Annotated in this window: 22 protein-coding genes; 3 read left to right on the forward strand and 19 right to left on the reverse strand. The window is 38.0% G+C overall.

What is annotated here, in order from left to right:
• The first annotated feature begins 57 nt into the window (after positions 1-57).
• A complete protein-coding gene (locus AC1DNH_RS05805) occupies positions 58-1,263 on the forward strand; it encodes a purple acid phosphatase family protein (protein WP_477625257.1) in 1,206 nt (401 codons plus the stop codon).
• A 195-nt stretch (positions 1,264-1,458) separates the two neighbouring features.
• Here AC1DNH_RS05805 and tsf read toward each other — a convergent pair whose 3' ends face one another.
• From tsf to pnuC, 7 genes are all read right to left on the reverse strand, one after another.
• Complete coding sequence (tsf, locus tag AC1DNH_RS05810) at positions 1,459-2,304, reverse strand: translation elongation factor Ts (protein WP_477581572.1); 846 nt, start codon at positions 2,302-2,304, stop codon at positions 1,459-1,461.
• A gap of 129 nt (positions 2,305-2,433) precedes the next feature.
• Positions 2,434-3,294: a 30S ribosomal protein S2 gene (rpsB, locus tag AC1DNH_RS05815; RefSeq protein WP_029279074.1), complete on the reverse strand. Its 861-nt coding sequence runs from the start codon at positions 3,292-3,294 to the stop codon at positions 2,434-2,436.
• 18 nt (positions 3,295-3,312) lie between these two features.
• Positions 3,313-3,699, reverse strand: coding sequence for a 30S ribosomal protein S9 (gene rpsI, locus AC1DNH_RS05820; RefSeq protein WP_029279076.1), 387 nt, complete (start codon positions 3,697-3,699; stop codon positions 3,313-3,315).
• Between the two features lie 3 nt (positions 3,700-3,702).
• Positions 3,703-4,146, reverse strand: coding sequence for a 50S ribosomal protein L13 (gene rplM, locus AC1DNH_RS05825; protein ID WP_010602007.1), 444 nt, complete (start codon positions 4,144-4,146; stop codon positions 3,703-3,705).
• A gap of 392 nt (positions 4,147-4,538) precedes the next feature.
• Complete coding sequence (locus AC1DNH_RS05830; RefSeq protein ID WP_477581569.1) at positions 4,539-5,072, reverse strand: ORF6N domain-containing protein; 534 nt, start codon at positions 5,070-5,072, stop codon at positions 4,539-4,541.
• A gap of 43 nt (positions 5,073-5,115) precedes the next feature.
• Entirely contained in the window at positions 5,116-6,081 is a 966-nt protein-coding gene (locus AC1DNH_RS05835) for an AAA family ATPase (RefSeq protein WP_477608930.1), read from the reverse strand.
• Positions 6,078-6,740: a nicotinamide riboside transporter PnuC gene (pnuC, locus tag AC1DNH_RS05840; RefSeq protein WP_477582342.1), complete on the reverse strand. Its 663-nt coding sequence runs from the start codon at positions 6,738-6,740 to the stop codon at positions 6,078-6,080. The genes AC1DNH_RS05835 and pnuC overlap by 4 nt, the downstream gene beginning before the upstream one ends.
• Before the next feature lie 147 nt (positions 6,741-6,887).
• Here pnuC and AC1DNH_RS05845 point away from each other — a divergent pair, with 147 nt between their 5' ends.
• Positions 6,888-7,955, forward strand: a complete 1,068-nt coding sequence (locus tag AC1DNH_RS05845) for a mechanosensitive ion channel family protein (protein ID WP_477582341.1) — start codon at positions 6,888-6,890, stop codon at positions 7,953-7,955.
• A 75-nt stretch (positions 7,956-8,030) separates the two neighbouring features.
• Here the strand turns inward: AC1DNH_RS05845 and AC1DNH_RS05850 are convergent, their stop codons facing one another.
• From AC1DNH_RS05850 to AC1DNH_RS05900, 11 genes are all read right to left on the reverse strand, one after another.
• Positions 8,031-10,322 carry a Tex family protein gene (locus AC1DNH_RS05850; RefSeq protein ID WP_477582339.1) on the reverse strand — a complete coding sequence of 764 codons (2,292 nt, stop codon included), beginning with the start codon at positions 10,320-10,322 and terminating at the stop codon, positions 8,031-8,033.
• Between the two features lie 123 nt (positions 10,323-10,445).
• On the reverse strand, positions 10,446-11,786 hold the full coding sequence (locus AC1DNH_RS05855; RefSeq protein WP_477582337.1) for a DUF4419 domain-containing protein: 1,341 nt from the start codon (positions 11,784-11,786) through the stop codon (positions 10,446-10,448).
• 101 nt (positions 11,787-11,887) lie between these two features.
• Positions 11,888-12,262, reverse strand: coding sequence for an iron chaperone (locus AC1DNH_RS05860; RefSeq protein ID WP_477582336.1), 375 nt, complete (start codon positions 12,260-12,262; stop codon positions 11,888-11,890).
• A gap of 44 nt (positions 12,263-12,306) precedes the next feature.
• Positions 12,307-12,879 (reverse strand): pentapeptide repeat-containing protein, encoded by a 573-nt coding sequence (locus AC1DNH_RS05865; protein WP_477610340.1) that lies wholly within the window; start codon positions 12,877-12,879, stop codon positions 12,307-12,309.
• 376 nt (positions 12,880-13,255) lie between these two features.
• Positions 13,256-14,242, reverse strand: a complete 987-nt coding sequence (locus AC1DNH_RS05870) for a pyruvate dehydrogenase complex E1 component subunit beta (RefSeq protein WP_029275017.1) — start codon at positions 14,240-14,242, stop codon at positions 13,256-13,258.
• A gap of 347 nt (positions 14,243-14,589) precedes the next feature.
• Positions 14,590-15,147 carry a GNAT family N-acetyltransferase gene (locus tag AC1DNH_RS05875; protein ID WP_477585783.1) on the reverse strand — a complete coding sequence of 186 codons (558 nt, stop codon included), beginning with the start codon at positions 15,145-15,147 and terminating at the stop codon, positions 14,590-14,592.
• Between the two features lie 2 nt (positions 15,148-15,149).
• Entirely contained in the window at positions 15,150-15,590 is a 441-nt protein-coding gene (gene tnpA, locus AC1DNH_RS05880; protein ID WP_477625258.1) for an IS200/IS605 family transposase, read from the reverse strand.
• A gap of 140 nt (positions 15,591-15,730) precedes the next feature.
• Positions 15,731-18,586 (reverse strand): PD-(D/E)XK nuclease family protein, encoded by a 2,856-nt coding sequence (locus tag AC1DNH_RS05885; RefSeq protein WP_477625259.1) that lies wholly within the window; start codon positions 18,584-18,586, stop codon positions 15,731-15,733.
• Positions 18,587-18,770: 184 nt separating this feature from the next.
• A complete protein-coding gene (locus tag AC1DNH_RS05890) occupies positions 18,771-21,989 on the reverse strand; it encodes a UvrD-helicase domain-containing protein (protein ID WP_477625260.1) in 3,219 nt (1,072 codons plus the stop codon).
• A gap of 79 nt (positions 21,990-22,068) precedes the next feature.
• Positions 22,069-22,863: a tRNA threonylcarbamoyladenosine dehydratase gene (locus tag AC1DNH_RS05895; protein ID WP_477578942.1), complete on the reverse strand. Its 795-nt coding sequence runs from the start codon at positions 22,861-22,863 to the stop codon at positions 22,069-22,071.
• A gap of 68 nt (positions 22,864-22,931) precedes the next feature.
• Positions 22,932-23,591 (reverse strand): TatD family hydrolase, encoded by a 660-nt coding sequence (locus tag AC1DNH_RS05900; RefSeq protein WP_477578940.1) that lies wholly within the window; start codon positions 23,589-23,591, stop codon positions 22,932-22,934.
• 185 nt (positions 23,592-23,776) lie between these two features.
• On the opposite strand from AC1DNH_RS05900, the gene AC1DNH_RS05905 reads away from it, so the two are divergent.
• Positions 23,777-24,310: a thioredoxin family protein gene (locus AC1DNH_RS05905; RefSeq protein ID WP_477578938.1), complete on the forward strand. Its 534-nt coding sequence runs from the start codon at positions 23,777-23,779 to the stop codon at positions 24,308-24,310.
• Between the two features lie 103 nt (positions 24,311-24,413).
• Here the strand turns inward: AC1DNH_RS05905 and AC1DNH_RS05910 are convergent, their stop codons facing one another.
• Positions 24,414-24,623, reverse strand: a complete 210-nt coding sequence (locus tag AC1DNH_RS05910; RefSeq protein WP_057931859.1) for a hypothetical protein — start codon at positions 24,621-24,623, stop codon at positions 24,414-24,416.
• Between the last annotated feature and the right edge of the window lie 2 nt (positions 24,624-24,625).

Consider the following 24,625-nt stretch of genomic DNA (forward strand, 5'->3'; position numbering starts at 1 on the left):
CACGGTCAAAGTTAAATATTGTAGCTATATATTTGGGTAATAAGATAAAATAACCAAATGAATGAAAATCAGTCTAATAGAAGAGGTTTTTTAAAGGCCGGACTAACTTTAGGTGCTGCTACTTTGGCAGCACCAGCAATGGCGATTGCAGATGTATCCGCTGAGGAAGAGGGTTTTAAAATTGCAGTAGGCCCTTATCTCCAAACCAATTTCAATAACTCGATGACCATTCTTTGGTTAACCAATAAAAATGCTGCAGGCTGGGTAGAATTTGGAGAACAGGCAGATCAGCTTGGCCAAAAAGCATATGGAAAGGCCGAATTGGGTTTAATGCAGGCTAATAGCAAGTTAAATGCCGTAACGCTCAAAAATTTAAAACCAGGAACAAAATATTATTATAAAATTGTTTCGAAAGAAATTAAAGATTTCCAGCCTTACAAATTAACCTACGGTGTAACGGTAAGCAGTGCTGTTGAAGAATTTGTGAATGCAGACCGAGCGAAAGACGGGGTTTCGTTCTTAATGATGAATGATACGCACGATCGCCCGGAATCAATCCCTCATTTGTTGGGGCTTGTTCCGGAGAAAAATCAAGATTTTATTTTCTTTAATGGAGATATATTTGATTATCAAACCGATGAGAAACAAATTATCGAACATATGCTGCAACCCTGTGTAGATAATTTTGCAAAGCGTACACCTTTTATCTACGTAAGGGGCAATCACGAAACACGTGGTAAATTTGCACGCGAATTTCCGCAGTATTATATGCATATTGGCCATGCAGCTTTTACCTTGGGGCCTGTTCGCTTTGTAATTTTAGATACTGGTGAAGATAAAGAAGATGCGCATCCAGTATATGCCGGTATTGTAGATTTTGATGATTATAGAGTTCAACAGGCTGAATGGCTGAAAACAGAAATAAATTCAAGGGAATTTAAAAAAGCACCGTTTAGAGTTGTATTGATGCATATTCCACCACGCTTTTCGGGCGATGCACATGGGCCAAAACATTGTACTGAGCTATTTGAGCCGTTGTTGAATCAAGGTAAAGTTGATTTGGTTTTAAGTGGTCATACCCATAAGTACATGGTGCACCAGCCCGATAAAGCATTAAACCATTACCCTTTAATTATTGGTGGCGGGCCAAGGACAGGAACAAGAACAATTACCAAAATAAAAGCAGATAGAAATAAACTCGTGGCGAGCATGCTCGATGATTCTGGTAAGGAAGTGGGCGCTTATACTGCACTTAGAAAGTAGACACCTAAGTAGGTCGTCATTTCGAGCGGAGTGCAATTAGTCGAGAACCACGAAGTGCTCAGCGAAGCTAAATCTATCTTGATAGATCTCTCCATTTCACTGCGTTTCAGTCGAAATGCCGGAAATTATTGGAATATAAGGCATAAAAAAAGTCCTGATTTTCATCAGGACTTTTTTTATATTATTTATAAATGCTTATGCACCTAATTGTACACGTTTGAAAGCAGATACTGTTAAACCTTTAGAAGTGTTATCTAAATATTTACGCACATCGATAGAACTATCTTTAACAAACTCCTGGTTTAATAAAGTACTGTCTTTGTAGAATTTATTCAATTTACCAGCAGCAATTTTCTCAACCATTTCTTCTGGTTTGCCTTCTTGACGGATAACGTCTTTAGCAATCTCGATTTCACGTTCGATAGTAGCAGGGTCAACACCGTCTTTATCAACAGCAACTGGGTTCATTGCAGCAATTTGCATAGCAACATCTTTACCAGCTTCAGTAATATCTGCACCATTAGCGCCTTCAAATACCACTAAAACACCCATTTTACCATTAGAGTGGATATAAGAAACGATTTTCTCGCCAGATATATTTGCGTACTCTTGAATAACGATTTTCTCTCCGATTTTACCGGTTAGTTCAGTTATGGTTTCGGCAACTGTACGTCCATCTTCCAAAGTAATCGCTGATAATTCTTCAGTCGTAGCAGGATTGTTGGCAACTGCAGCAGCTAAAACGGCTTGAGCCAGGTTACGGAAATCCTCAACTTTAGAAACTGGCTCAGTTTCACAAGCTAAAGCAACTAATTTACCATTTGTGCCATCCGCTGAAACATTGATTGATACTAGGCCTTCAGATGTAGCATTGCCAGAACGAGCGGCAGATACTTTTTGACCTTTTTTGCGCAATAAATCAACAGCAGCTTCGAAATCGCCATTAGCTTCTAATAATGCTTTTTTGCAATCCATCATACCAGCACCAGTTTGTTGGCGTAGTTTATTTACATCAGCGGCAGTAATTTGTACTGTAGACATTTTATTTCCTTTTTTAAATTTTACAATCTTGTTATAACAATTACAGGTTACAAGTTACAAGCGCCAAGTTAAACTCATGTTAAGTCAACTTAAAACCTGAAACCAGTAACCTGCAATTAAAAAATATTACTATTCTTCTGTTTTAGTTTCTTCTGATGAAGGAGCTTCAACTTCTGCTTCAGCAGTTACCTTTTTAGTAGTTGGTCTTTTTTCACCAGCTGCTCTAGGCTCTTTTGATTCAGGTGCATCAGCTGCAACTTTCGCTGCTACTGCTTCTTTTTCAGCTTCATCATCTTTTTCGCGTTTACGCTCATCTAAACCTTCTTCAATAGCTTTGATAATTACATCAGTAATTAAAGAGATTGATTTTGTAGCATCATCATTCGCCGGGATAGGGAAATCGATGTTAGAAGGATCAGAGTTAGTATCAACCATCGCAAAAGTAGGGATGTTTAATTTTAACGCTTCAGTAACTGCGATGTGTTCTTTCTTAACATCAATTAAGAATAAAGCTGCAGGTAAACGGTTTAAATCAGCAATACCACCTAAAAGTGATTCTAATTTAATACGCTCACGTTGAATCATTAAACGCTCTTTTTTAGATAAGATCGAATAAGTGCCGTCTTTAGTCATTTTATCGATGTTAGACATCTTTTTGATTGACTTGCGAACAGTAGCAAAGTTAGTTAACATACCACCTAACCAACGCTCGGTTACGAAAGGCATGTTTACTTTTTTAGCTTGTTCAGCTACGATTCCTTTTGCTTGTTTTTTTGTTGAAACAAATAATACTTTACGTCCTGATTTTACGATTTGTTTAATCGCAGCCGCAGCTTCTTCAGTTTTGGTTAAAGTTTTATTTAAATCTATAATGTGAATTCCATTACGCTCCATGAAAATGTAAGGAGCCATTTTTGGATTCCATTTACGGGTAAGGTGACCAAAGTGTACACCTGCATCCAATAAGTCTTGATAAGTTGTTCTTGCCATTGTCTTTGCCTCCTGTGATTAACGTTTACTGAATTGGAATTTCTTACGAGCTTTAGCACGTCCTGGTTTCTTACGCTCAACCATACGCATATCACGCGTCATTAGTCCTTTAGCACGTAATGCAGGTTTTTTCTCCGCATCTAGTTCAACAATCGCTTTAGCAATAGCTAAACGAACAGCTTCTGCTTGTCCTTTTACTCCACCACCCTGTACATTTACAGTGATATCATAACGACCTACAAGTTCAGAAACTTCTAAACTTTGGTTTACGATATATTGCAAAGGTAAAGTTGGGAAATATACTTTGTGATCTTTACCGTTAACGGTAATTGCGCCAGCACCATCTTTTAAGTAGATACGTGCAACAGCTGTTTTTCTTCTTCCTGAAGTGTTAGTAACTGACATTTCTTAAAGTTTAATGGTTTTTGGAGATTGAGCTGCATGAGGGTGAGTTTCACCAGCATACACAAAAAGATTGGTGTATAATTTTTTACCCAATTTAGTTTTCGGTAACATACCACGTACCGCTTTCTCGATTACACGTTGAGGGTGTTTCGCCATTAACTCCTTAGGAGAAATAAAACGTTGACCACCTGGATAACCAGTATAAGAAACATATTGCTTTTCGCTGAATTTGTTTCCTGTCAATTTAACCTTGTCTGCATTGATAACAATTACGTTATCGCCGCAATCTACGTGTGGGGTGTACTCAGGCTTGTTTTTACCACGGATGATCATAGCGATCTTCGATGACAAGCGCCCCAAAATCTCGCCTTGCGCATCAACAACAATCCACTGTTTGTTAACAGTTTTCGCATTGGCCGAGACAGTTTTGTAACTTAACGTATTCACTTGCTTGTATTTAATTTATTAAACAATTTATTATTCCCATTAAATTTGGGACTGCAAAGATAGATAGAATACTTTTATTATCAAATAGTTGATTGAAAAAAGTTTGCGGTTTTTATCTGGCGGACGTCATGCTGAATTTATTTCAGCATCTAATAAGCTGTATCTTTTTGAGGTTGTGGAAAGCAAAGCCAGAAATTCTTTGATTGGTTTCAGCCGGGCTTTACGCTAAATCTTTTTTTGTTTTTTTTAAGCTTTAACAAATTTCTCGCCTCGGTGCTATTAATTTGTCAAAGCAAAAAACAAAAAAGGATATCGCTGCAATCCCGTTTAAAAAATCCGGGCTAGTACAAATTATTAAAGGTTATGGGTAAAGTGCACAAATATTTAATCTATTATAAATCATCAGGCATATAACCAATCCTTTTTCTCGGTCCAATTTTCTTATCGATGAGTCTATCCAAGTAGGTAAAAACTAATTCGATGTTTTTATCATGATTATTCAGCGTCTTTTTAATCTCTTCGATTTCAAGTTTGAGCTCGCCATTATCAACAATAAATTGACGGATACGGGAGAAAATCCTTACAATTTGAATATTCATCTGAATAGCTTGCCTGCTGTTTAATACACTCGAAAGCATTAGTATACCATGTTCGGTAAAAACAAACGGGAGTTTTCTTCTTCCTCCCCAACTTGAAGTCGCAATTTGCGACTTCAAGTTTAACCATTCCTCATCAGTAAGTTGAAACATGAAATCTTCGGGAAATCTATCTGGATTTCTGCCAACTTGCTCATTGAGGCGTTTAGTTTCTACACCATAAAGCTCCGCCAGATCGCTATCGAGCATCACTTTAAGACCTCTTAGCTCGTAAATTTTATTAACTACAATATTGTCAGGGATGATAGGAAGCACTTGTTTAGCTGTCATATCATTTTTGGATTTGAATTGAAGATACAAAAAAAAAGATTCTTTAAACCAAAATTGAATCAATAATCTTTTTGATCTTTTCTTCCCGCTCTCTATAATTACCACTGATCTGAATATAGTTTATTCCACGTTTTTCGAGCTCATCCTTAAACAGATTAAACATTTCCAGCCGCCTATCTCCAAAATCACGGAGATGATCAGCTACCCATTCTACACCAATATCTAATAGGAAATATAAATCATAACAGATTTCGTTTTCCAGGTCATTTAGGATCTGTGGAACTTCGTTCAGGTAATATTGCGAATAAATTTTTGTGGTAATCAGATCGGTATCGCAAAAAACAATCTTATTGGCAACGTTGGTTTTTTCTTTTACCCTTTCAGTTTGTGCTGTCCCGATTTTGATAATATCATGAATTGTGATATCGTTCGAGCTGATTAATTCGCGCGCAACTTCCGGAACGAAGGTAGTTTGATAATGCATAGCCATTTTTTCGACCATGGTCGATTTCCCAGTACTTTCTGGTCCATAGAAGCAAATCTTCTTTACAAAATATGGCCGGACTTCTTTTGGAATAAATTCCCAATGTTGAAACGGATGGTTTCTGATTAGGGTTGCTGAAACGGGGATGGATTTTCTTGGTTCGTCAAATAAGATGTGTTCTGCTTGTAAATTGAAGGCAAATGGTTCTCCATAAAACTCGGAGCTAAAAAGAATATCAATTTTTGGATATACCTCCCGCATCCTGATCGCCCAAATATTTGTCCTTTCATTTACAGACAGGTTTTCATCATCAAAATTATCAGCAATAATGGCTGGTTTGATGTTGGCTTGATCCTTAAAAATCTCTTTGATCCATTCAAAACGTAAAACCGGATCAATCTTGTCCTCAGGAGTAAAACTCATTGATACAATCAGCTCATCACATTGTGAAGCAGCGAAGTTAATCAATGCAATATGCCCATTATGAATCGGCATAAATTTGCCAATCACTAAGCCTCTTTTCATGCCGTTTTAGTATAGCTTCTATATTCTTTTATCCAATGCCACAATGCAAAAGCAGCAATAATGGTGAAGATGAAATATTCTACCCCCATAAACTTGATACCTTTTAAAAAGTATAGGTAAGTGGCTACAATATCGATAATCAGCCAGATAATCCAACATTCTACTCTTTTCTGGATCATTAGAAAAGTGGTGATTACACTCATTACAAAAATAAATGAATCGATAAAAGGATAAGCACTTGGCAGGTTGAAGAGTAGCGGAAGCCAATTGTGGAGCTGACTGGCCAGGGTACCCATCAGCAATGTGCCAACAATACCTATAGTCAGTAGGGTTAAAAATTGCCTTACAGGCATAAAACTAATTTTAAGTTCTTTGTTTTTGTCTTCTTCTTCTGGTTTTGGATTTGTCCATCGCCACCAGCCGATAATGTTGGTTATAAAAAAGAAAGCCATCAAAAACATATCGGGGTAAAGCTGGTTTTGGTAATATAAAAAGGCTGATAAAAATACATTAACAATGCCAGCGGGCCAGCTCCAAACGCTGGCTTTTGCTGAAAGAATAACTGAAATAATCCCCGTAATCACCGCGAAGAATTCCAGATAGCTCATTTTATATTCAAGAACCGTGAAAAATATACTTTTGGCATCGAAAAAATCCATCTTTTCTTTTTTGAAGATCTACAAAATGCTAATGTAAATAATTTATTTGCGGCTCTTAGTTTTCTGTTGGCAAACAATCCAAAAATATAGCTGTTATAAGAATATCCATTGGCTGATCGCCGTATTTATTAACCATAAATTTCGTTTATGCAGTATATCGACCAGATTTTCGGTTATCCAATTCCTTTGTTTTTTAAGAATCTCATTATTGGATTAATAGCGGTATCTCTTGGTATTTTCATCAAGTTTATCATTCACAAAACTTTCATCCTGCTTTCGCGTTGGTGGGATTTTATCATTATAAAATCGACAGTAAAGCATTTGAGGAGACCTGTAGCTATTTTTATCCCCTTATTGTTCCTTAACTTCTCGTTAACGCTGATGGAGATGACGCCAACATATCGTCTCCCAATAACCAAGATATTAGAAATTGCCCTGACGATTACTTTTGCGCTTATTTTGGTGAGGACAATTAACGTTTTGGAAGATTATTTCTACCTGAAATATGATCTAAACAAAGAAAATAACCTAAAAGAACGTAAAATCAGAACGCAGTTGCAGTTTGTTCGAAAGTTTATTGTTTCGCTTATTATTTTAATTACTGCTGCTATTATTTTATTGAGTTTTGAAAGTATGCGCAAAATTGGAGCTGGGCTGCTTACCGGGGTAGGTATCGGCGGAATTATTATAGGCTTTGCAGCACAGAAGTCGCTCGGGAATTTATTGGCAGGTTTTCAGATTGCCTTTACCCAACCGATCAGGATTGATGATGTTTTGATTGTGGAAGGCGAATGGGGTAAGGTAGAGGAGATTACTTTAACCTATGTGGTGGTTAATATCTGGGATCAACGGCGGTTAATCTTACCAATTACTTATTTCATCGAAAAGCCTTTTCAAAACTGGACCCGTGTTTCCGCCGATCTACTTGGAACTGTTTTTTTATACCTGGATTATACGATCCCTATTGAACCGATGCGACAAGAATTATCCAGGCTATTGAATGCTAACCCGCTCTGGGACAAGCGAGTAAACGTGGTGCAGGTTACCGATAGTACAAAAGATGGCACCATCGAAGTCCGATTTCTGATGAGTGCTTCTAATTCTTCAAGGGCTTTCGATTTACGCTGCTATGTAAGGGAAGCTATGATCTCGTTTATTCAAAGAAATTATCCTGAAAGCTTACCGAAGAAAAGGTTGGAGTTTGAGAAACAGTAATTTATACATGTCAGTCTGAGCCTGTCGAAGACTCCTTAAATACTTCGACAGGCTCAGTATGACAATCGATGGAAATTATTTAAACATCCCTTTCAGCTTTGCTAATTTTTCCTGCAGATCGCCATCAGCGTCTTTGGGCTCATTACGTGGCTTGAAATTGGATTTACTATTATTCTGTTTAAAATCTTGTTTCGGTTTATGCTCCTTAGATTCCCGATTACGGACTTCTGACTTCGGACTGGTTTCAGTTTTCATCGATAGTGAAATTCTTTTGCGTGCTGCATCAACTTCCATTACCGTAACTTCTACCTTTTGGTGTACTTTAACCACATCATTTGGGTTAGCCACAAAGCGGTTAGCCAGCTGACTAGTGTGAACCAAACCATCCTGGTGTACGCCGATATCAACAAAGGCGCCGAAATTAGTGATGTTGGTTACAATTCCAGGGAGCTTCATGCCCACTCTTAAATCTGAAACCTCATTCACGCCATCGGTAAAGCTAAAAGCTTCAAACTGTTCACGTGGATCGCGGCCGGGTTTTGCAAGTTCTTTTAAAATATCCGTTAATGTTGGTAAGCCAATTTCTTCGGTTACATATTGCTGAGGTTTAATCTGTTTTTGCAGTTGCGTATCTTTCATTAAAGCGGAAACGGTAGTGCCAAGATCTTTCGCCATTTTATCTACTACGGCATAACGCTCAGGGTGTACACCACTGGTATCCAAAACATTTTCTGCATTGCGGATGCGCAGGAAGCCTGCTGCCTGCTCGTAGGCTTTATCGCCCAAACGAGGTACTTTTTTCAAACTTTCACGGTTTTTAAAAGCACCATGCGTATTTCTATAGTCTACAATATTTTGTGCTAAAGTTGGGCCCAAGCCAGAAACATAGGCTAAGATCTGCTTTGAGGCCGTGTTTAATTCTACACCAACAGCATTTACCGCACTGATTACCGTATCGTCCAAACTTGCCTGTAATTTATTCTGATCAACATCGTGTTGGTATTGACCAACACCGATAGATTTTGGATCTATTTTTACCAATTCGGCCAATGGATCCATTAAACGGCGACCGATTGAAACCGCTCCCCGTACGGTAATATCCTGTGTAGGGAACTCTTCTCTGGCCACTTCCGAAGCCGAATAAATCGAAGCGCCGCTTTCATTAACCATCACAATGGTGATATGCGGTAAATTTAACGCACGAACAAACGCTTCAGTTTCTCTTCCTGCGGTACCGTTACCAATGGCAATAGCTTCAACATTATGTTTTTCACAAAGCTGTTGGATAGTAAATTCGGCATTTTTCACATTACCTTGTCCGGTATGCGGATAAATGGCTGTATTCTCTAACAGTTGACCTTGTTTATCTAAACAAACCACTTTACAACCGGTACGGAAACCTGGATCGATAGCCAGTACATTTTTTTGTCCCATTGGAGCTGCCAATAACAATTGACGCGCATTTTCGGCAAAAACCCGAATGGCTTCTTCATCCGCTTTCTGTTTGGTAAATACACGAAGTTCGGTTTCCATGGCCGGTTCCAGCAAACGTTTATAGCCATCTTCTAAAGCCTGTTGAACCTGCTTTGAAGCTGCATTATTGCCTAAAATAAACTGGTTCTCTAAAATAGCAATGGCATCTTCCGCTGGCGGAAGGGCGTCTAATCTCAAAATCAGTTCCTTCTCACCACGGCGCATAGCCAGAACACGGTGTGATGCAGCTGTTTTAACCGGTTCACTCCATTCGAAGTAATCTTTATATTTAATGCCTTCTTCTTCTTTTCCCTTGATCACCTCTGATTTAAAAACAGCTTTTTCCTGAAAATAAGTACGCATTTTGGTCCGCGCCTCTACATTTTCAGAAATCATTTCGGCAATGATATCCCTTGCACCTGCTAAAGCTTCGTCGAATGAGTTTACACCTTTCTCAGCATCGATAAATTTATCAGCTGATGCCGCTAAATCAAAAGCATTTTGCTCAAATATCTGCAAGGCCAAAGGTTCTAATCCTTTTTCTTTTGCAACTGATGCACGTGTTTTACGCTTAGGTTTAAACGGCAGGTAAATGTCTTCTAAAAGCGAAATGGTTTCAGCTTCGTTGATCTTTTTTTCCAGTTCGGGGGTTAACTTGCCAAGCTCGGTCATCGATTTCAAAATCGCTTCCCGGCGCTTGTCTAAATCGCGTAATTGCAAAACCCGATCACGGATTGCAGCCACTTCAACCTCATCTAAACTGCCTGTGGCCTCTTTACGGTAACGTGAAATAAAAGGTACAGTTGCACCTTCATCTAACAGATTTATGGTTGCCGTTACTTGTTTTTCTGCAACTTTTAATTCGGCTGCAATTATTTTATGGTGGGTTAACATATCCTAAAGGTAAAAATTAAAGGAAGCAAAGCTAATCAGGATTTGCGGGATTTAATGATTTTTAGAATGAAGTTTTCCACCGAAATTTGTGAGTAAGTTTTAAAAAAATGGTAGATATATTTATCAACGATCGACTGATTTGCCATTTATGATCAGCCAGTTGTTGGGAAAAAGTTTTACAAGTCTTTGCTTTTCAGCCTCTGTAATCTCCCCGGTAAGTTCTAATCTTCTAATTTGAATTTTACCCAGTTCGTCAGGAATAGCAATATTTTTAGTGAATTTGATCCTTAGTGTACCTATGCTTTTTAATGCATACAGCTCTTTTGGGATTTCGTTAATATTACTCATTGAAAGATCATCAGCGCTGGTTTTGTTGCCGAAAACAGACGTTTCAGATGGTGCACTGTCTTTATTTACGATAGCCCAGCTCATTTCCGGTTTCATAGTGAAATCTTTATTGTTTTGGGACAAGCCTATAAATCCTGCCCAGATTTCCATATTGTGCTTTGTGTGGAGTACTGCGTCTTCCAGAATAAAAGGAACTTTTACAATTTCCGAAGCCAGATTGTTTACGCTGGTAATTGGTTTTAAACCTGTTTTGTTTCCTTCTTTGGTATAAGGAAAGAACTTTACAATCCAGCCGTCGATTGTATTTACCGTTCCATATTTCTTTTCGGTATGGTATTTTACCATATTCATCCAGAAATCTTTATTTACTTTTCCTTTTTTAGCCGCTATGATTTCTTCGATAATCGGGATGAGCTCATTTGTCCACCAATCTAGTTTGTACCGGGCAAGGTATTTGGTCTTTTCCAGTAATTTTTTCCAATCCTGGGTTGTGCCTTCTATGGTGATTTTCGGAATTCCACAACCAATCATAATCACCTTAAATTCGAAATAAGATTTTACAGCTTCCATAATCGTAACCTGGCTTACAATCTTGGAGGTGGGGGTGGTGGTGGTAAAATCGGAAGTTAAAATGCCGACCAATTTTTTGCCGGTATAATCGTTGATCTGTTCATTAAACTGAGGAAAAATTGAAGCCCAATCGGATTTGGGATCACCAAACCAGATTTTATCTGAAACAACGGTTAAAGTCTTCCTTCCTTCAAAGTTTACCATCTGCGACCTGAGCTCTTCTGCATTTTGAGTGATATGCCGGGCAAAACCCTGGCTGATCAATAACCAGAAAATATCGGGAGAGATCACAAATGGCCTGTGATCTATATATGAATTTAAAATGCCCGTTAGGAAAGGGTGCTCACCATAATAAACCAAACTGTCGGGTAGATTTTCAACATTTCTTTCTACATCTGCCCTCAGCACTTTAAGAATTTCATTAGTAGGAACAACAGGAATAAGTTTTGCTGGTTTCGAAAGTGTTTCAATTTCTACAACTGTTGTTTTCTGGCAAAATGATTTTGTAGAGGTAAAGAGGACTAGGAGTAAAAGTATTTTTTTCATCTGTTTGGCGTCGGTTTAGTAAGGTTTTACTAAACGGATGCTTTTTTGAACTGTTTTCCATAATTATGCCTCTATTTTTCCCAGATAGGAAGCCGGGAATATTATGATTTTTTCTTTTTAACTTTCTCTAAATCTCTTTCTCCTTTAAACTTGGTGATTCTGGTAATCAGATCTAGCGGTAAAGGTTTGTCTAAAGGAAACTGTACTGCTCCTTTACTCCATTTATACTGGGTAAATTCTTCTTTAAATGCTTCAATTCCTGAACCGGTTGGATAAAAGCCAATGTGTTTGGCATAACCCGCAAAATAAACCAGCACCGTGTTTTGTTTAAAGGCGGGCATCCCATAACTGATTACTTCCTTGGCTTCTGGTACGGCTTTGTGTATAGTTTCACGGATTTGCTGTAATAGCTTTTGCGTTTCTATTGGGAAATTAGCAATGTATTGATCAATGTTTTCTGGTTTGGGCTGTTCCATGGTCGGTGGTTTTGTAAGCTGAATTTACAAAATTTCTTAAAAACCTATTCGCTGATCTGAATATCGTATTTCTGTAAAAGGCCTGCGATGCCCGATTTTGAGAATCTTGCTTTTTTAATCCTATTGTTATCCGGATCGATAGAATAGTTGTATGCGGTCCTAAAATCTGCTTTTTCGATAATGGTCCTATCAAAAGTTGCGTTTAATAAATCGCTGTTATCGAGTACTGCGCTGGTTAAGTCGCATTCGGAAAAATCTACCTCGTGCAATTGTGAATTTTTGAAGTTCGTTTTCTTAAGCTTCAGTTTGTAAAAAGAGGAATGGTCTAGTTTACAATTACCGAAAGAGAATGCCAGCCCAAAATCATTGCAGTTTTCGAACCTTAATCCGAGCATTTTACAGTCTTGAAAGTTTACATCAATAAATGAGGTTTTGGTAAGGCTTGCCAGACTTAAGTTACAGGAGATAAATTCGCAGTCTAAAAGCTTAACGCCGCTTAAATCTGAACTGGAGAAATCACAATTGATGAATTTACAGTTTTCGTATTCTGCTTTTGGCAGTGCCCGTAAGGTAAAATCGGCTTTTTCGAAGGTTTGATCGGCTATGTATTCGGACATGGAAGGAGTTTCTTTGTGCAACGAATATAAAAATTATCACGTATTTTTTTTGCTTTGAGCAGGAAACTGAATTGAGTTTCTTATACAGGCCATGGTTCACTAAACCTGACAGAAATGGAAATACTTTTTGGTATGCCCTACAGGAAATATTGCTTCGCCGTTCCCCCTCGCAATGACGATAAATGGAGTAGCTAACCGGCCAAAAAGATTGCAATGAATGGCGGGGCTGATGAAACCGAAGGATTACTGAACATAAATTTTCGAATATTTGCCAGGGAAACGCAGAGGACACGGAAAAGGGGAAATAAAAAAATCCCCCAAATTGCTTTGGAGGATTTATATGTTTTGGTCTTCGACTATGCTCAGACTGACAATTTTATTTTTTAACGTACATTACTTCTTTTACCGCTTTAACCACACGTTCAGCATTTGGTAAGCTTGCTGCGATTAAAGTTGGTGAGTATGGAAGTGGAACGTCGGCACAGGTGATACGTAAAACCGGTGCATCTAAATAATCGAATGCATGTTTTTGTACCATGAAAGCAATCTCTCCAGAAAGAGATGCCAAAGGCCATGCCTCTTCTACAACAACCAAACGGTTTGTTTTCTTAACAGAAGCGATAATGGTATCATAATCGATAGGACGTACAGTACGCAAATCGATCACTTCAACGTTGATTCCTTCTTTAGTTAATTCTTCTACCGCCGGGTTTACAACGCGAGTTAACATTTTACCGAAGGTTACGATGGTTACATCGGTACCTTGTTTGGTTACATTTGCTTTTCCTAATTCGATATAGTACTCTTCTGCAGGAACATCGCCTTTATCGCCGTACATTACTTCAGATTCCATGAAAATAACCGGATCCTGATCTATAATTGATTGCTTTAATAATCCTTTTGCATCGTAAGGAGTAGCTGGAACTACCACTTTTAATCCTGGTGTATTTGCAAACCAGTTTTCGAAGTTTTGAGAGTGTTGTGCACCTAATTGACCTGCGTTACCTGTTGGGCCACGAAAAACCATAGGGCATGAGAACTGACCACCGCTCATTGATAAAATTTTAGCAGCACCGTTGATAATCTGATCGATAGCTACTAATGAGAAGTTAAAAGTCATAAATTCCACAATTGGAATAAGGCCTGCTGTTGCTGCACCAGTTGCAATACCTGCGAAACCTAGTTCGGCAATCGGGGTATCGATAATGCGTTTCGCACCAAATTCGTCAAGCATACCCTGACTTACTTTGTACGCACCGTTATATTCTGCTACTTCTTCACCTAATAAAAAAACGCGGTCATCTTTACGCATTTCTTCGCTCATGGCTTCGCGTAGTGCTTCTCTAAATTGGATTTCTCTCATTGTAAATTTTAATAACGGTGGCAAATATAATTATTAATCGCTTTGAAACCAAAGGCTAAAATGCCTATGTTTTGTAATAATTATAGGCAATCTGCCTAATTATTCAGTCTTTTTGAGGCGGTATTTTTTGTTTATCTGTTAAAAGAAGAAATAATATTGGGCAATTGTGTTTTTGATTAGCTTATTGTATCAAAGCTCATGCTTTTTCCGAAATATCTTCTTCAAAATGAATAATATTATTGCTATCGTATAAAAAGAAGACTGGTGCATAATAGATCTCTCCGCTCCGCCATGCTCCGGTCGAGATGACGCCCCTTTTTATTAAAAGCCTTATTTTTTACCATGATTTAATGATTTGGGTTCAATAAGCCATAAATTTCGCTATCCAGAAATTGGCCCCTGAAATAATAATCTTGTTTAAAATGTGCTTCTTTTACAAATCCGTGTTTAATAAGTATTTGCCTTGAGGCATCGTTTTCGACATTAATGTTGGCGCTGATGCTGTGTAGATTAACCTCTTCAAAGCCAAATGCAATTGATCGCTTTAATGCTTCCGAAATAATTCCTTTTCTCCAATAATCAGGATGGAGCATGTAACCAATTTCAGCCCTGTGGTTAGCAAAATCAGTGCGCCAATAACCTACAGATCCGATCATTTGTTCAGGGTTTTCTTTTAAGGCAATTACCCAAGCCAGGTTATCGCCATTTTCGTAACCATTTCTAAAACGTGAGATAAAATCTTTGATCTCAAAAATATCTTTGGGCCTTTCTCTGTCAATATATTTCATTACCGTTTCATTGGTACGCATGGCAAAAAGCGCTTCGGCATCAGCAAGATCGTGTTCACGGAGAATTAAACGTTCAGTTTCGAGTATGGGGAATTTTGTGAAATTTAAGGTTAGCATTTTTAAAGATCTTCTTTTTCTAAGATAAATCCATACTTGTCTTCAAATTCTTTGACTTCAGATTCAAAAGATTTTTTGGTGTGATGAATTTCTTGATTTTTAATATAATTGGTAACCGCTTGCAAACCAGATTCACTAACGGATACGGCAAAATAGTCATCTTGCCACATAAAAGGTATGTCTGTTAGCATATTTTTATTGATCCAAAATGATGATTCACCTTTTATGAGCTGAGCTACTTTTGCAATTGTTTGTCCTCTTCCTAGAGATATTAGACAGTGTATATGTTCGGTATATCCATTAATTGCCTGTAGAAAAATAGATTTTTCTCTACAATTTTCCATAATGTGCTTTTGAACTTTATAGCGGATGTTTTTTGTTAAATAGGGATGTCGGTTTTTGGTTGAGAACACTAGGTGAACCCAAATTCTTACATACGACATAATTGATGGTTTGATTAGTCTAATATAGGGAATTTTAGCAGTCTGTTAAAACAGACTGCTAAGAAATGTAAATTGCCTACAGCAGGACATATAGGCATTTGTTATTCATTGCGATTGGCTTCAGACAATTGCAACTAAATCTACTTCCCAAATAAAGTTTTATAAATAGAATATTTGTAATTATCCTCAATGGCACTGGCAACGAAATAAGGTGCTTCGAAAAGTTCGGTTAACTTTTTTCTTAACTCAGCTAGAAATTCCGGTTTAATTTCTTCCAAATAAGCTCCAGATAGGTTTTGCCTGCCCGACTTAAACCAAACGCCATCTACGCTCATTGTTTTTACTACATACAGGTTGGGTTCTACAAAAGTTCTGCCCGAAAATTGCTCATAAGCATACGTATACAAAAGCGTTTGGATTAAAGCTTTGTTGATATGTTTGCCATCAGAATTGAATAATTCCGGGATGTCTTTAAAGGTTAACTTATCACTTCCTGTTTTGTAATCAATAATTTTAGTTACCCCATCTTTTACATCAACGCGGTCTATAAAACCAAATATTTTAACGCTGGCTTCTCTTCCTTTAAGCGGGAAACTGATTTCGGCTTCTACTTTTTGCTCTAGGCTAATGATCGTAAATGGCGTTTGTGCTTCATCCTGATTTAAAATGATGTTTACATAGGCATCAACAATCGATAAAATTACCTTTTGCATACCCTTATATTCCATCACTGTATCGGGATTTTTAAACATCACGGCATTAAAACCTTTTTGTATCAAAGTGGGAATCTGTTTCCGTTTCTCTTTAATCCGCTCTGCAGTAATTTCAGCCGACCTTAAATCCTCGTAAAAATACTCCATCACTTTGTGTAAAATCGAACCTATTTCGTTGGCTTCTACTACAGCGCTTACTTCTTTAGGCTCTTTAATGCCTGCAATGTAATTGAAAAAGAAATCTATCGGGTTAGAGATATACTGGGTAAGTGCCGATGGCGAAAGTACCTTCTTTTTATCGAGGTATTTCTGAAGTGTTTCCTGGATAAAGGCATTATTGGTTTTCTCGATCTTTACTTCCTTAAAAGGCTCGGTTTTTACCTCCAGATTAAGCTCATTATATGCAAAATCGAAACCGCTTTCGTATTCAAGCTGCTTTAAGATTCTGCTGGCTTCGCCTGAAGTAGACTCGTCGGTTAAGCTATTATAGACAAAATTGATATTCTTTGCTCTTTGTAATAGACGGTATACCATATAAGAGGAAATGGCATCAAGATTTTCAAGAACCGGAAGGCCGTAAACACGACGTATAGAATCGGGAATAAAACTATTACCAATGGATGATTTTGGAATAATGCCTTCGTTGAAGCCCAAAATTACCACTTTATCGAAATTTAAGTTTCGGGTTTCGAGTAATCCCATTACTTGTATCCCATTCAGCGGATCGCCTGAAAGTGGTACCGCAATGGCCTGCAGCGATTTTTGAACAAGGTAAATTACAAAAGGGATTTCCTCTTTACCGATGTGGTTGCTAAAAGTATCGTGTAGCCTATTTAATTCCTGAATGGTTTTTACAAACAGTTCTGCATCGATTTTTTTTAATGTTTTCGCATTCGATAATCTTGTTAACACATAATCCAATACATCGAGTAAATTGGTTACTACATGCTGCGGATCGTCGATTTTTTTATAAAAAGTTTCAAACAGCCCACTTTGGCGTAATAAGCGTTTATGGTCGATCTCCACTTGGTTTTCTTCCAATAATGCGGTTAAAATTTTATCCCGCATTCTTTGGGTAAGGCCTGTTAACGGATGGGTTAAAAAAGCTTCTACATTTTTGTAGCTTACTTTATCCCGCTGTAAAACCTCCAACTGACTGCCCAACCATAAATCGACCAAACCAAAAATGCTTGAGGTTGACAGCGCAAAACCCATCGTTACATTAAGATCGATTTCTTTTCCGTTAAATGTAGTTGGAATCGTCTGTAAAGTTGGGATCAACAGACTCTCATCTGCCAAAACCACCACTGTTTTGCCAATAATTTCAGTAGCTGTATAATCTTCTTCTAAAATATTATTCAGGATTTTGGCCTGTGCGGATTGCCCCTGAACTTTGAAAACCTTCACATGGTGTTCTGCAGATTTCATTAAACTTTCGTGGTCGGCAAATACATTTTTTAAACCCAGTTGGTTCATGTTTTTGCGTAAAAACAAACCTGCTTCCTGCGATATATCATCTAAATAATAAGTATCAGCATCAAAATAAAACAATGTTTTGTCGGCTTCTTGTAGCTGGGTAAATATTTTAGCTTCGGCGCTACTCAAAGCATTAAAACCTACAAAAATGATCTTGCCCTTATCAAAATTCGAAATAAACTGCTGGTGATCTGTAATGTTATCGGCAAGGTGGCGATAAACAGAGCCATTGGTTAAATATCCCTGTTCTTTAAGCGTTGAGTGGAATTTATGGTAAAGCTTGGGCATCCTGCGCCACATCCTGATGAACAGTTCCTGTTGTTTTTTGTGTTTTCCTTCAGAATAGGATGTCCAGAACTGGGAAAGAAATTCGTACTGCTCTGGACTTAAATAATCGAAATCTTTATTGATGACTGAAATATCTTCCAGATCGCGGTATAGTTTCTCTGCATCAACCAGGTCAGCATCAATCTGGTTAAAATCACTTAAGATGATCTTGGCCAATGGAAAAAACTTATGGCTCGAAATGCTTTCCAGCTGCTCTTCGGCAAGCAGTTGGTTATAAATACGGTGTAAAGTAAAAAACTGGAGGTAAAAATCGGCTATTTTATAACTGGTAGAACTGGCGAAAAATTCTTGTATGGTAAAAAATGAGGGACTGAAAAAAGGCTTGCCAATGATATCGGCGAAGTGTTTCTGTAAATAGGCTGATGGCCGTTTGTTGTTAAAAACAATGGCACAGTTTTCAAGCTGATTTCCAAATCTGGTAACTAAATCTTCGGCAACTTCCTGTAAAAATGGTTTCATGTTAGGTTAAAAGATTAGATTTAATACAGAACTGTACCCAGTCCAAATTCCTGTGCAGTGTGTACAATATTTAATTTTTTTATTGCTGGTTATTTGCAAATTGCCACGCACTGCGTAGCAGATTGATACATTTTGAACAGTGTGATAATGTGAATTGCCATATAAATCATTTACTTTTTCCATATTATACTAATTTCAACTTGCCTTTAACTGCATAGAAAAGATAGGTTCTGATATTTTGATAGCCCATTTCTGAAAGCAGTACCCTGTAATTATTTAACTGCTCGATGTGTTTGTCACTTTCTTCCAAAGTAAATTTATAGTCCAGAATAATTACCTCATCAGCATTGATCAGCACCCTGTCAGGGCGATGAAGCTTACCGTGGGCATCTATAATATTTTTTTCTACTATACTTTCGCTCGCTTTGTCCAAAATGGCCTTAAGTTCGGGATTGTTTAATACTTCAAGTGCCGAATCGATTAATTTCTGCTTTTCCTCTTCCTTGATAATGCCCTGCAAAACCAGATTGCTTGTATAATCATTCACCTCTTTTGAAGTACTGGCACTGGCCAGGATATCATGTAACAACGAACCTTTTCTTCCTGATTTTTCAATATTGACCAAATGCTTTAAATGTTTGTCTTCTGAAGGAATATATAACTCTGATAAGCGGGTTGTGGTTGGATAACTATTTAAATTGATAAAATTCGAATCCGCTGATTTACTTTCGACCGGGACATTATCTACGATTTCGTATACCCCGTTTTCATCAAACTGCTCATCGAAAGTGAAATTAATTACATCGCCCATATTGGACAATTTTAGCTCTTTTTTTGCCATCGTGGCGATGTACAAATAATCTTTTGAACGTGTGGTAGCCACATAAAGCATATTCAATGCATCCATATTATTATAAAGCAACTCTTCATAATATGCCTTTGCAATGGCCGAATCGGCCAGGGCTTCATTGTATTTTAAAGGAATCCCTTTAAGTTCCTTGTAAACCGTTTCTTCAGAAGATACCCAAAACGTACCATTTGGTTTTCCTTTAATTTCCCAGTTGCAAAATGGTACGAAAACAGCCCTAAAGGCCAGTCCTTTAGATTTATGTATGGTGATGATCTGTATGGCATCTGCGCCTTCTGGCGAGGGTAGTGATTTTTTGATACCATCTTCTTCCCACCAGGTTAAAAAGGAAATAATACCTTTTTCACCAAGCTTACCGGCAGAAGCGGTGAGATCCCTAAAAGCCAACAAGTAGGGTAAATTGGCGGTCAGGTTTTTTAGCCCATAACTCTCAATTAAAATCTCAACCAGTTCAGGCAGGGGGAGCTGTAACCAGCTTTGCCAGTTCTCGCACAAAGCTACGGGTAAAACTTCGGAGAGTGTGTTTAAAGGTTTATTGTTAAGGTTTAAATAATAATTGGCATTGATCTCTTTCTCGTGCAAGGAAAAATATAGCGCAATACAATTGGCTTTATATAATGCTGTTTGCGATTCTAAACCAATGAGCACTTTCAAGGTATTGATGATGAGCTGTATAGCCGAGTTGTTCGAAATCAATAAAGCATCGCCCGATAAAACCGGTAAGTTATGCCCCATTAATTTTTTAACCGTCAGTAAGGCTTCACTATTCGAACGAACCAAAATGGCAATATCCTTTAGGGCATACTGCTGCTGGTTTTTGAGATGATTTATTTCTTCAACAATATCGTCTAAAGCAATGTCCCTGAAAACGGTTTCGGTAAAACGGGCTTCATTAGGTGCATGATCTTTGCCGAACTTTTTAATTTTGATGGTTCCACCTTTTAAGGTATTGGTGGCAAAGTTTTGGGTTGAGCCACTATAAATATCGGTAATAATCTGTTGGTAATGCTGTTCCTGCCACCATTTAGAGATGCTTTCAGGTTTGGTTGCCAGATTTTCGTTCAGTTCGTTCTGCAGGGTTAAAGGGATAGCTTTGTAAAGGAAATTGTTAAAAGTGATGATATTCTCGGCACTTCTATAATTTTCTTCCAAACTTTCCTCCAATACATTTTCTGCACCAACATCTAACTTGGCATGTTTATGCAGGATGTTCCAATCGCCATTACGCCAACGGTAAATAGATTGTTTGGTATCGCCAACAATCAGGTGATCGATCAGATCTTCGCTCGGCGTAGCCATCGCATTTGTTAAGAGCGATTTAAAACTTCCCCATTGGCTGGTGGAGGTATCCTGAAATTCGTCGAATAAGAAATTACGGTAGCGGTTACCCACTTTTTCCCAGATAAAAGAAGGGTTATCGCCTGCATCTTCGGTAATTCCGGAGATCAGTTTTTGTGCATCGCTAATGAGCAGATTGTCATTTTCTGCCCGGTACTCTTTCAATAATACGGCAATTTCCTGCATCAACCTTAAATAGTAAAGATTTTTATTAAAAGCGATGGCGAGGCTATAATTTGGTAAATGTGCTAAATAATGCGTTTTTAATTTCTGGAGGATCGGATTTACCGTATCGTAAGCCTCCGGAAAATTTGCATTTTTTTGAAACCACTCATCGGGTTCGTCGATTAAATTGAATAGTGGTTCTATCTTAGAAAAATCGCCTCTTGCAACCAGGATAATTTTAGCCAGCGGGCTACGCGATTTCCCTTTGAGATGTTCGGCTTCTACACCGATTACATTCAGGGCTTCATTCGCTTCGGTTGCCAGAGAAATCAGTTCCTCTTCAAAGGTCTTGATTTCTGTTTTGGTAACATCTATGTATTTTTTAAATAATTCGTCGACGTTTTCTAAACCAAGGGTGCTTACCGCATCTTCAAAGATCTGGAAACGTTCGGAAAATATTTCGCCAATTAAATTATAAAGTTCGAATTTATAGTTCCAGCTTTTATTGTCACTAATGCGTTCGATAGCCAGATCGATGATCCATTGTAAGAGCTGTTTATTATGGTCTAAAGCTTCGTCTAGTTTATTTACGAGATCATCCTTTACCTTGTCATAATTCATTTCTAAATTATAATCGGCATTTAGGCCAAGCTCGAAAGCAAAACCACGGATTACTTTTTGCACAAAACCATCAATCGTACTTACTGAAAAACGGCTGTAATCGTGCAAAATTTTCCGGTAAATCTTATCTGCTTTAAACTGTAATTCTTGCGGACTTAATATTGGATAGGCGAGTAAAATAAGTTTCCGATAGTCTTCGATTTTTTTCGATGGATTGCCCTTTGCCAATCCTAACAATACCTCCAGAATCCTGGTTTTCATTTCTTCGGTCGCCTTATTGGTAAAGGTCACCGCTAAAATTTCGCGGTATTTGTTCTCTCCACTGAAAAGTAGCGTAAGGTAGTGTGCAGTTAAACTGAACGTTTTACCGGAACCTGCAGAGGCCTGAAGAATTTTGAGGGGTTGGGGCATAATATGATTTCTCTCGAATTTTAAACTTACAACAATTTAAAATTTTCCCGAAATCATGATATCAACAATTCTACCGCTATTAGGATTTTTTACTTTTTCTTTTATTCAATGTCTTATGGCTGATCCTTGCAGGGCGTTCGGCCATTTCGATTGGCAGGCCAAGCAGATCGCGGATTACAACCGAGGCGCAGGCACCGCCAAATGCCGCAGGCAGGTAAGAAACTGTGCCATAAGCGGAGCGCTTGAAATTACTCCCATCAGTCATGATCATCGAGTTTTTGTCCATTTCTTCTGTTGAGAAAACAGCCTTTATTTTGCTGGCATTTGCAAGTTTGTTTAACCTTTTACGAACATAACTCGCAAAAACGCATTGATAAGTGTCAGGAAGTAATGTAATCCTTATTCTGGTAGGATCCATTTTGCCACCAGCACCCATTGAGCTAACAATAGGGATATTCTTTTCAAGAGCAGTTCCTAATAAAGTGATTTTTGGCATTACACTGTCGATGCAATCCATAATGTAATCAAAGCCAGATTCTAAAATTTCCCTGCATTTTTCAGGACTAAGAAAAGTATTTACCACATGAAGTTTTAGTTCGGGATTAATGGCCAATAAACGCTCTTGCATTATTTCGGCTTTGCTCACACCATGATTGGTCGCCAAAGCAGGTAGCTGCCTGTTGCGGTTGGTCGGGTCAACTACATCACCATCAACAATGGTCATTTCGCCAATGCCCGAACGGCAGATAAACTCGGCAGCAAAAGAGCCTACACCACCCAAACCGATCACCAAAACATGTTTCGATTGGAGTTTATCTATTCCATCATTCCCAACAAGGAGGGCAGAGCGCGAAAGCCAGCTAACATCAGACATATATTTACTATTTTACCACAGATGAAAAAGATGAACACAGATGTTTATTTATCTGTGCTAATCTGTGGTTATTTCTTTAAAATCAATTTATTCCAGTCTGCAAAAATACGAGCTTTAAGCTCATCAATGCTACATTTTTTTAAAATGGCTGTGGCTTGGTAAATTTCTTCAATTGAGATATCCGAATCATCAGTTTCCAGGAAAAATTGATCGGTACTTTGAATCAGCTTAGCTGCGCCCGAATTTTCTTTTAAAGCAGTTATTCCAAAGGAAAGAAGGAAACCTTTGTCCATTAGCTGTTGGCCAAGCTGCTCATTTTTGTTAAAACCATGGATAATCATCGGTACTTTAACTTTTAATCGTTCTTTAATTGCAATTAACTCTGAAAAGCATTTAACACAATGTAAAATCAATGGTTTATTAATTTTTTCTGCCAATTCGATTTGTTTTTCTAAGATTATGGTCTGATTTTCCAGGTTTTCACCCCTCAACCGATCTAAACCACACTCTCCAATCTGTTTCACATTTGTTTGATTGGCGACAACACTTAGATATTTCATCTGTAGTTCGAGGTGATCAATTTTAGCAAACCAGGGATGCAGCCCAACAGAAATTGCCTTGATTTTAGGCATTGCTAAAAAGATATCGCTGGTTAACGACAAACTTTGAATGCTGGTTACCCCAGGTTGGGTGGCAACTTTGTGGGTATGTATGTCTAAAAAATCCATTGGAAAACAAAGATATGTAAAATGAAGATGGAGAATTGGAGATGGATAATGTAAAATTCATATTTGATTAAACCTCCGTTCTTAATCCTTTCGATTCTACGGACTGTTTCCGCTCTGTAAAGAATTTGCAAATAATCCATTGTAATACTAGACTTTATTACATTTGCTATTATTCATCGAAAATCATGAAAAAATTAATCATTTTATTAACTGCTGCGTTGATTTCGACAGCGGCGTTTAGTCAGGCGAAAAAAGAAGGTGTTCATATCTATAACCCAAAAGCAGACGCTAAAGCTGAAATTGCTGCTGCGGTTGCAAAAGCAGCCAAAGAAAATAAACATGTTTTGTTACAGGTTGGTGGTAATTGGTGCAGCTGGTGTATTGCATTCCATAATTTGGTTGACAGCACAGCAACGCTAAAAAAATACATTAACGATAATTTTGAAACCGTTCTGGTTAATTACAGTCCTGAGAATAAAAACGAAACTGTTTTAGCCAGCTTAGGCTACCCTCAACGTTTTGGTTTTCCGGTATTTTTAATTCTGGATGGGAAAGGCAAAGTATTGCACATCGAAAATTCTTCTTACTTAGAAACCGAAGAAATTGGCGCTAATGGTAAAAAGAAAGTTGGGCATGATGTAAAGAAAATCACTTCATTTTTAAAAGGATGGACAACCACCGCGGTTAATCCCGAAACTTATAAGCCGAAGGCCAAATAGAGGTTTAAGGCAGAGGGTGTAAGGTTTAAGACCCAACGACAATAGCCGGAGCCTAAAAAAGTAAAAAAGCCGTTCTGATATAAAATCGGGGTGGCTTTTTTTGTTAATCGTCTAAATCATCTTCATCTAGTTCATCATCGAGGTTTAACTCATAAGAAGCCCTCGATGCTTCGTCGGCTTGTTCCAACAGATCTTTATCATGTTCAATGCTGGTGTCGTCGCCATTAATTTCGTTGATATTTTCAACATCATCCTCTCTGCGTAAAGCATCATTCGGATCGTTTGAATAATTGTCATCTTCTGGATCTATCATAA

The organism is Pedobacter sp. 01N310 (genome assembly GCF_056399805.1).

Bases quoted from the DNA above. Each gene is read 5' to 3' on its own strand.
- pnuC (WP_477582342.1), bottom strand. From the start codon at position 6,740: ATGGATTTTTTCGATGCCAAAAGTATATTTTTCACGGTTCTTGAATAT.
- AC1DNH_RS05905 (WP_477578938.1), top strand. From the start codon at position 23,777: ATGAAAAAATTAATCATTTTATTAACTGCTGCGTTGATTTCGACAGCG.
- AC1DNH_RS05845 (WP_477582341.1), top strand. From the start codon at position 6,888: ATGCAGTATATCGACCAGATTTTCGGTTATCCAATTCCTTTGTTTTTT.
- AC1DNH_RS05910 (WP_057931859.1), bottom strand. From the start codon at position 24,623: ATGATAGATCCAGAAGATGACAATTATTCAAACGATCCGAATGATGCT.
- AC1DNH_RS05830 (WP_477581569.1), bottom strand. From the start codon at position 5,072: ATGACAGCTAAACAAGTGCTTCCTATCATCCCTGACAATATTGTAGTT.
- AC1DNH_RS05865 (WP_477610340.1), bottom strand. From the start codon at position 12,879: ATGTCCGAATACATAGCCGATCAAACCTTCGAAAAAGCCGATTTTACC.
- AC1DNH_RS05855 (WP_477582337.1), bottom strand. From the start codon at position 11,786: ATGAAAAAAATACTTTTACTCCTAGTCCTCTTTACCTCTACAAAATCA.
- AC1DNH_RS05805 (WP_477625257.1), top strand. From the start codon at position 58: ATGAATGAAAATCAGTCTAATAGAAGAGGTTTTTTAAAGGCCGGACTA.
- AC1DNH_RS05860 (WP_477582336.1), bottom strand. From the start codon at position 12,262: ATGGAACAGCCCAAACCAGAAAACATTGATCAATACATTGCTAATTTC.
- AC1DNH_RS05900 (WP_477578940.1), bottom strand. From the start codon at position 23,591: ATGGATTTTTTAGACATACATACCCACAAAGTTGCCACCCAACCTGGG.
- AC1DNH_RS05850 (WP_477582339.1), bottom strand. From the start codon at position 10,322: ATGTTAACCCACCATAAAATAATTGCAGCCGAATTAAAAGTTGCAGAA.
- rpsB (WP_029279074.1), bottom strand. From the start codon at position 3,294: ATGGCAAGAACAACTTATCAAGACTTATTGGATGCAGGTGTACACTTT.
- AC1DNH_RS05895 (WP_477578942.1), bottom strand. From the start codon at position 22,863: ATGTCTGATGTTAGCTGGCTTTCGCGCTCTGCCCTCCTTGTTGGGAAT.
- rpsI (WP_029279076.1), bottom strand. From the start codon at position 3,699: ATGTCAGTTACTAACACTTCAGGAAGAAGAAAAACAGCTGTTGCACGT.
- AC1DNH_RS05890 (WP_477625260.1), bottom strand. From the start codon at position 21,989: ATGCCCCAACCCCTCAAAATTCTTCAGGCCTCTGCAGGTTCCGGTAAA.
- tnpA (WP_477625258.1), bottom strand. From the start codon at position 15,590: ATGTCGTATGTAAGAATTTGGGTTCACCTAGTGTTCTCAACCAAAAAC.
- AC1DNH_RS05835 (WP_477608930.1), bottom strand. From the start codon at position 6,081: ATGAAAAGAGGCTTAGTGATTGGCAAATTTATGCCGATTCATAATGGG.
- AC1DNH_RS05870 (WP_029275017.1), bottom strand. From the start codon at position 14,242: ATGAGAGAAATCCAATTTAGAGAAGCACTACGCGAAGCCATGAGCGAA.
- tsf (WP_477581572.1), bottom strand. From the start codon at position 2,304: ATGTCTACAGTACAAATTACTGCCGCTGATGTAAATAAACTACGCCAA.
- AC1DNH_RS05875 (WP_477585783.1), bottom strand. From the start codon at position 15,147: ATGCTAACCTTAAATTTCACAAAATTCCCCATACTCGAAACTGAACGT.
- AC1DNH_RS05885 (WP_477625259.1), bottom strand. From the start codon at position 18,586: ATGAAACCATTTTTACAGGAAGTTGCCGAAGATTTAGTTACCAGATTT.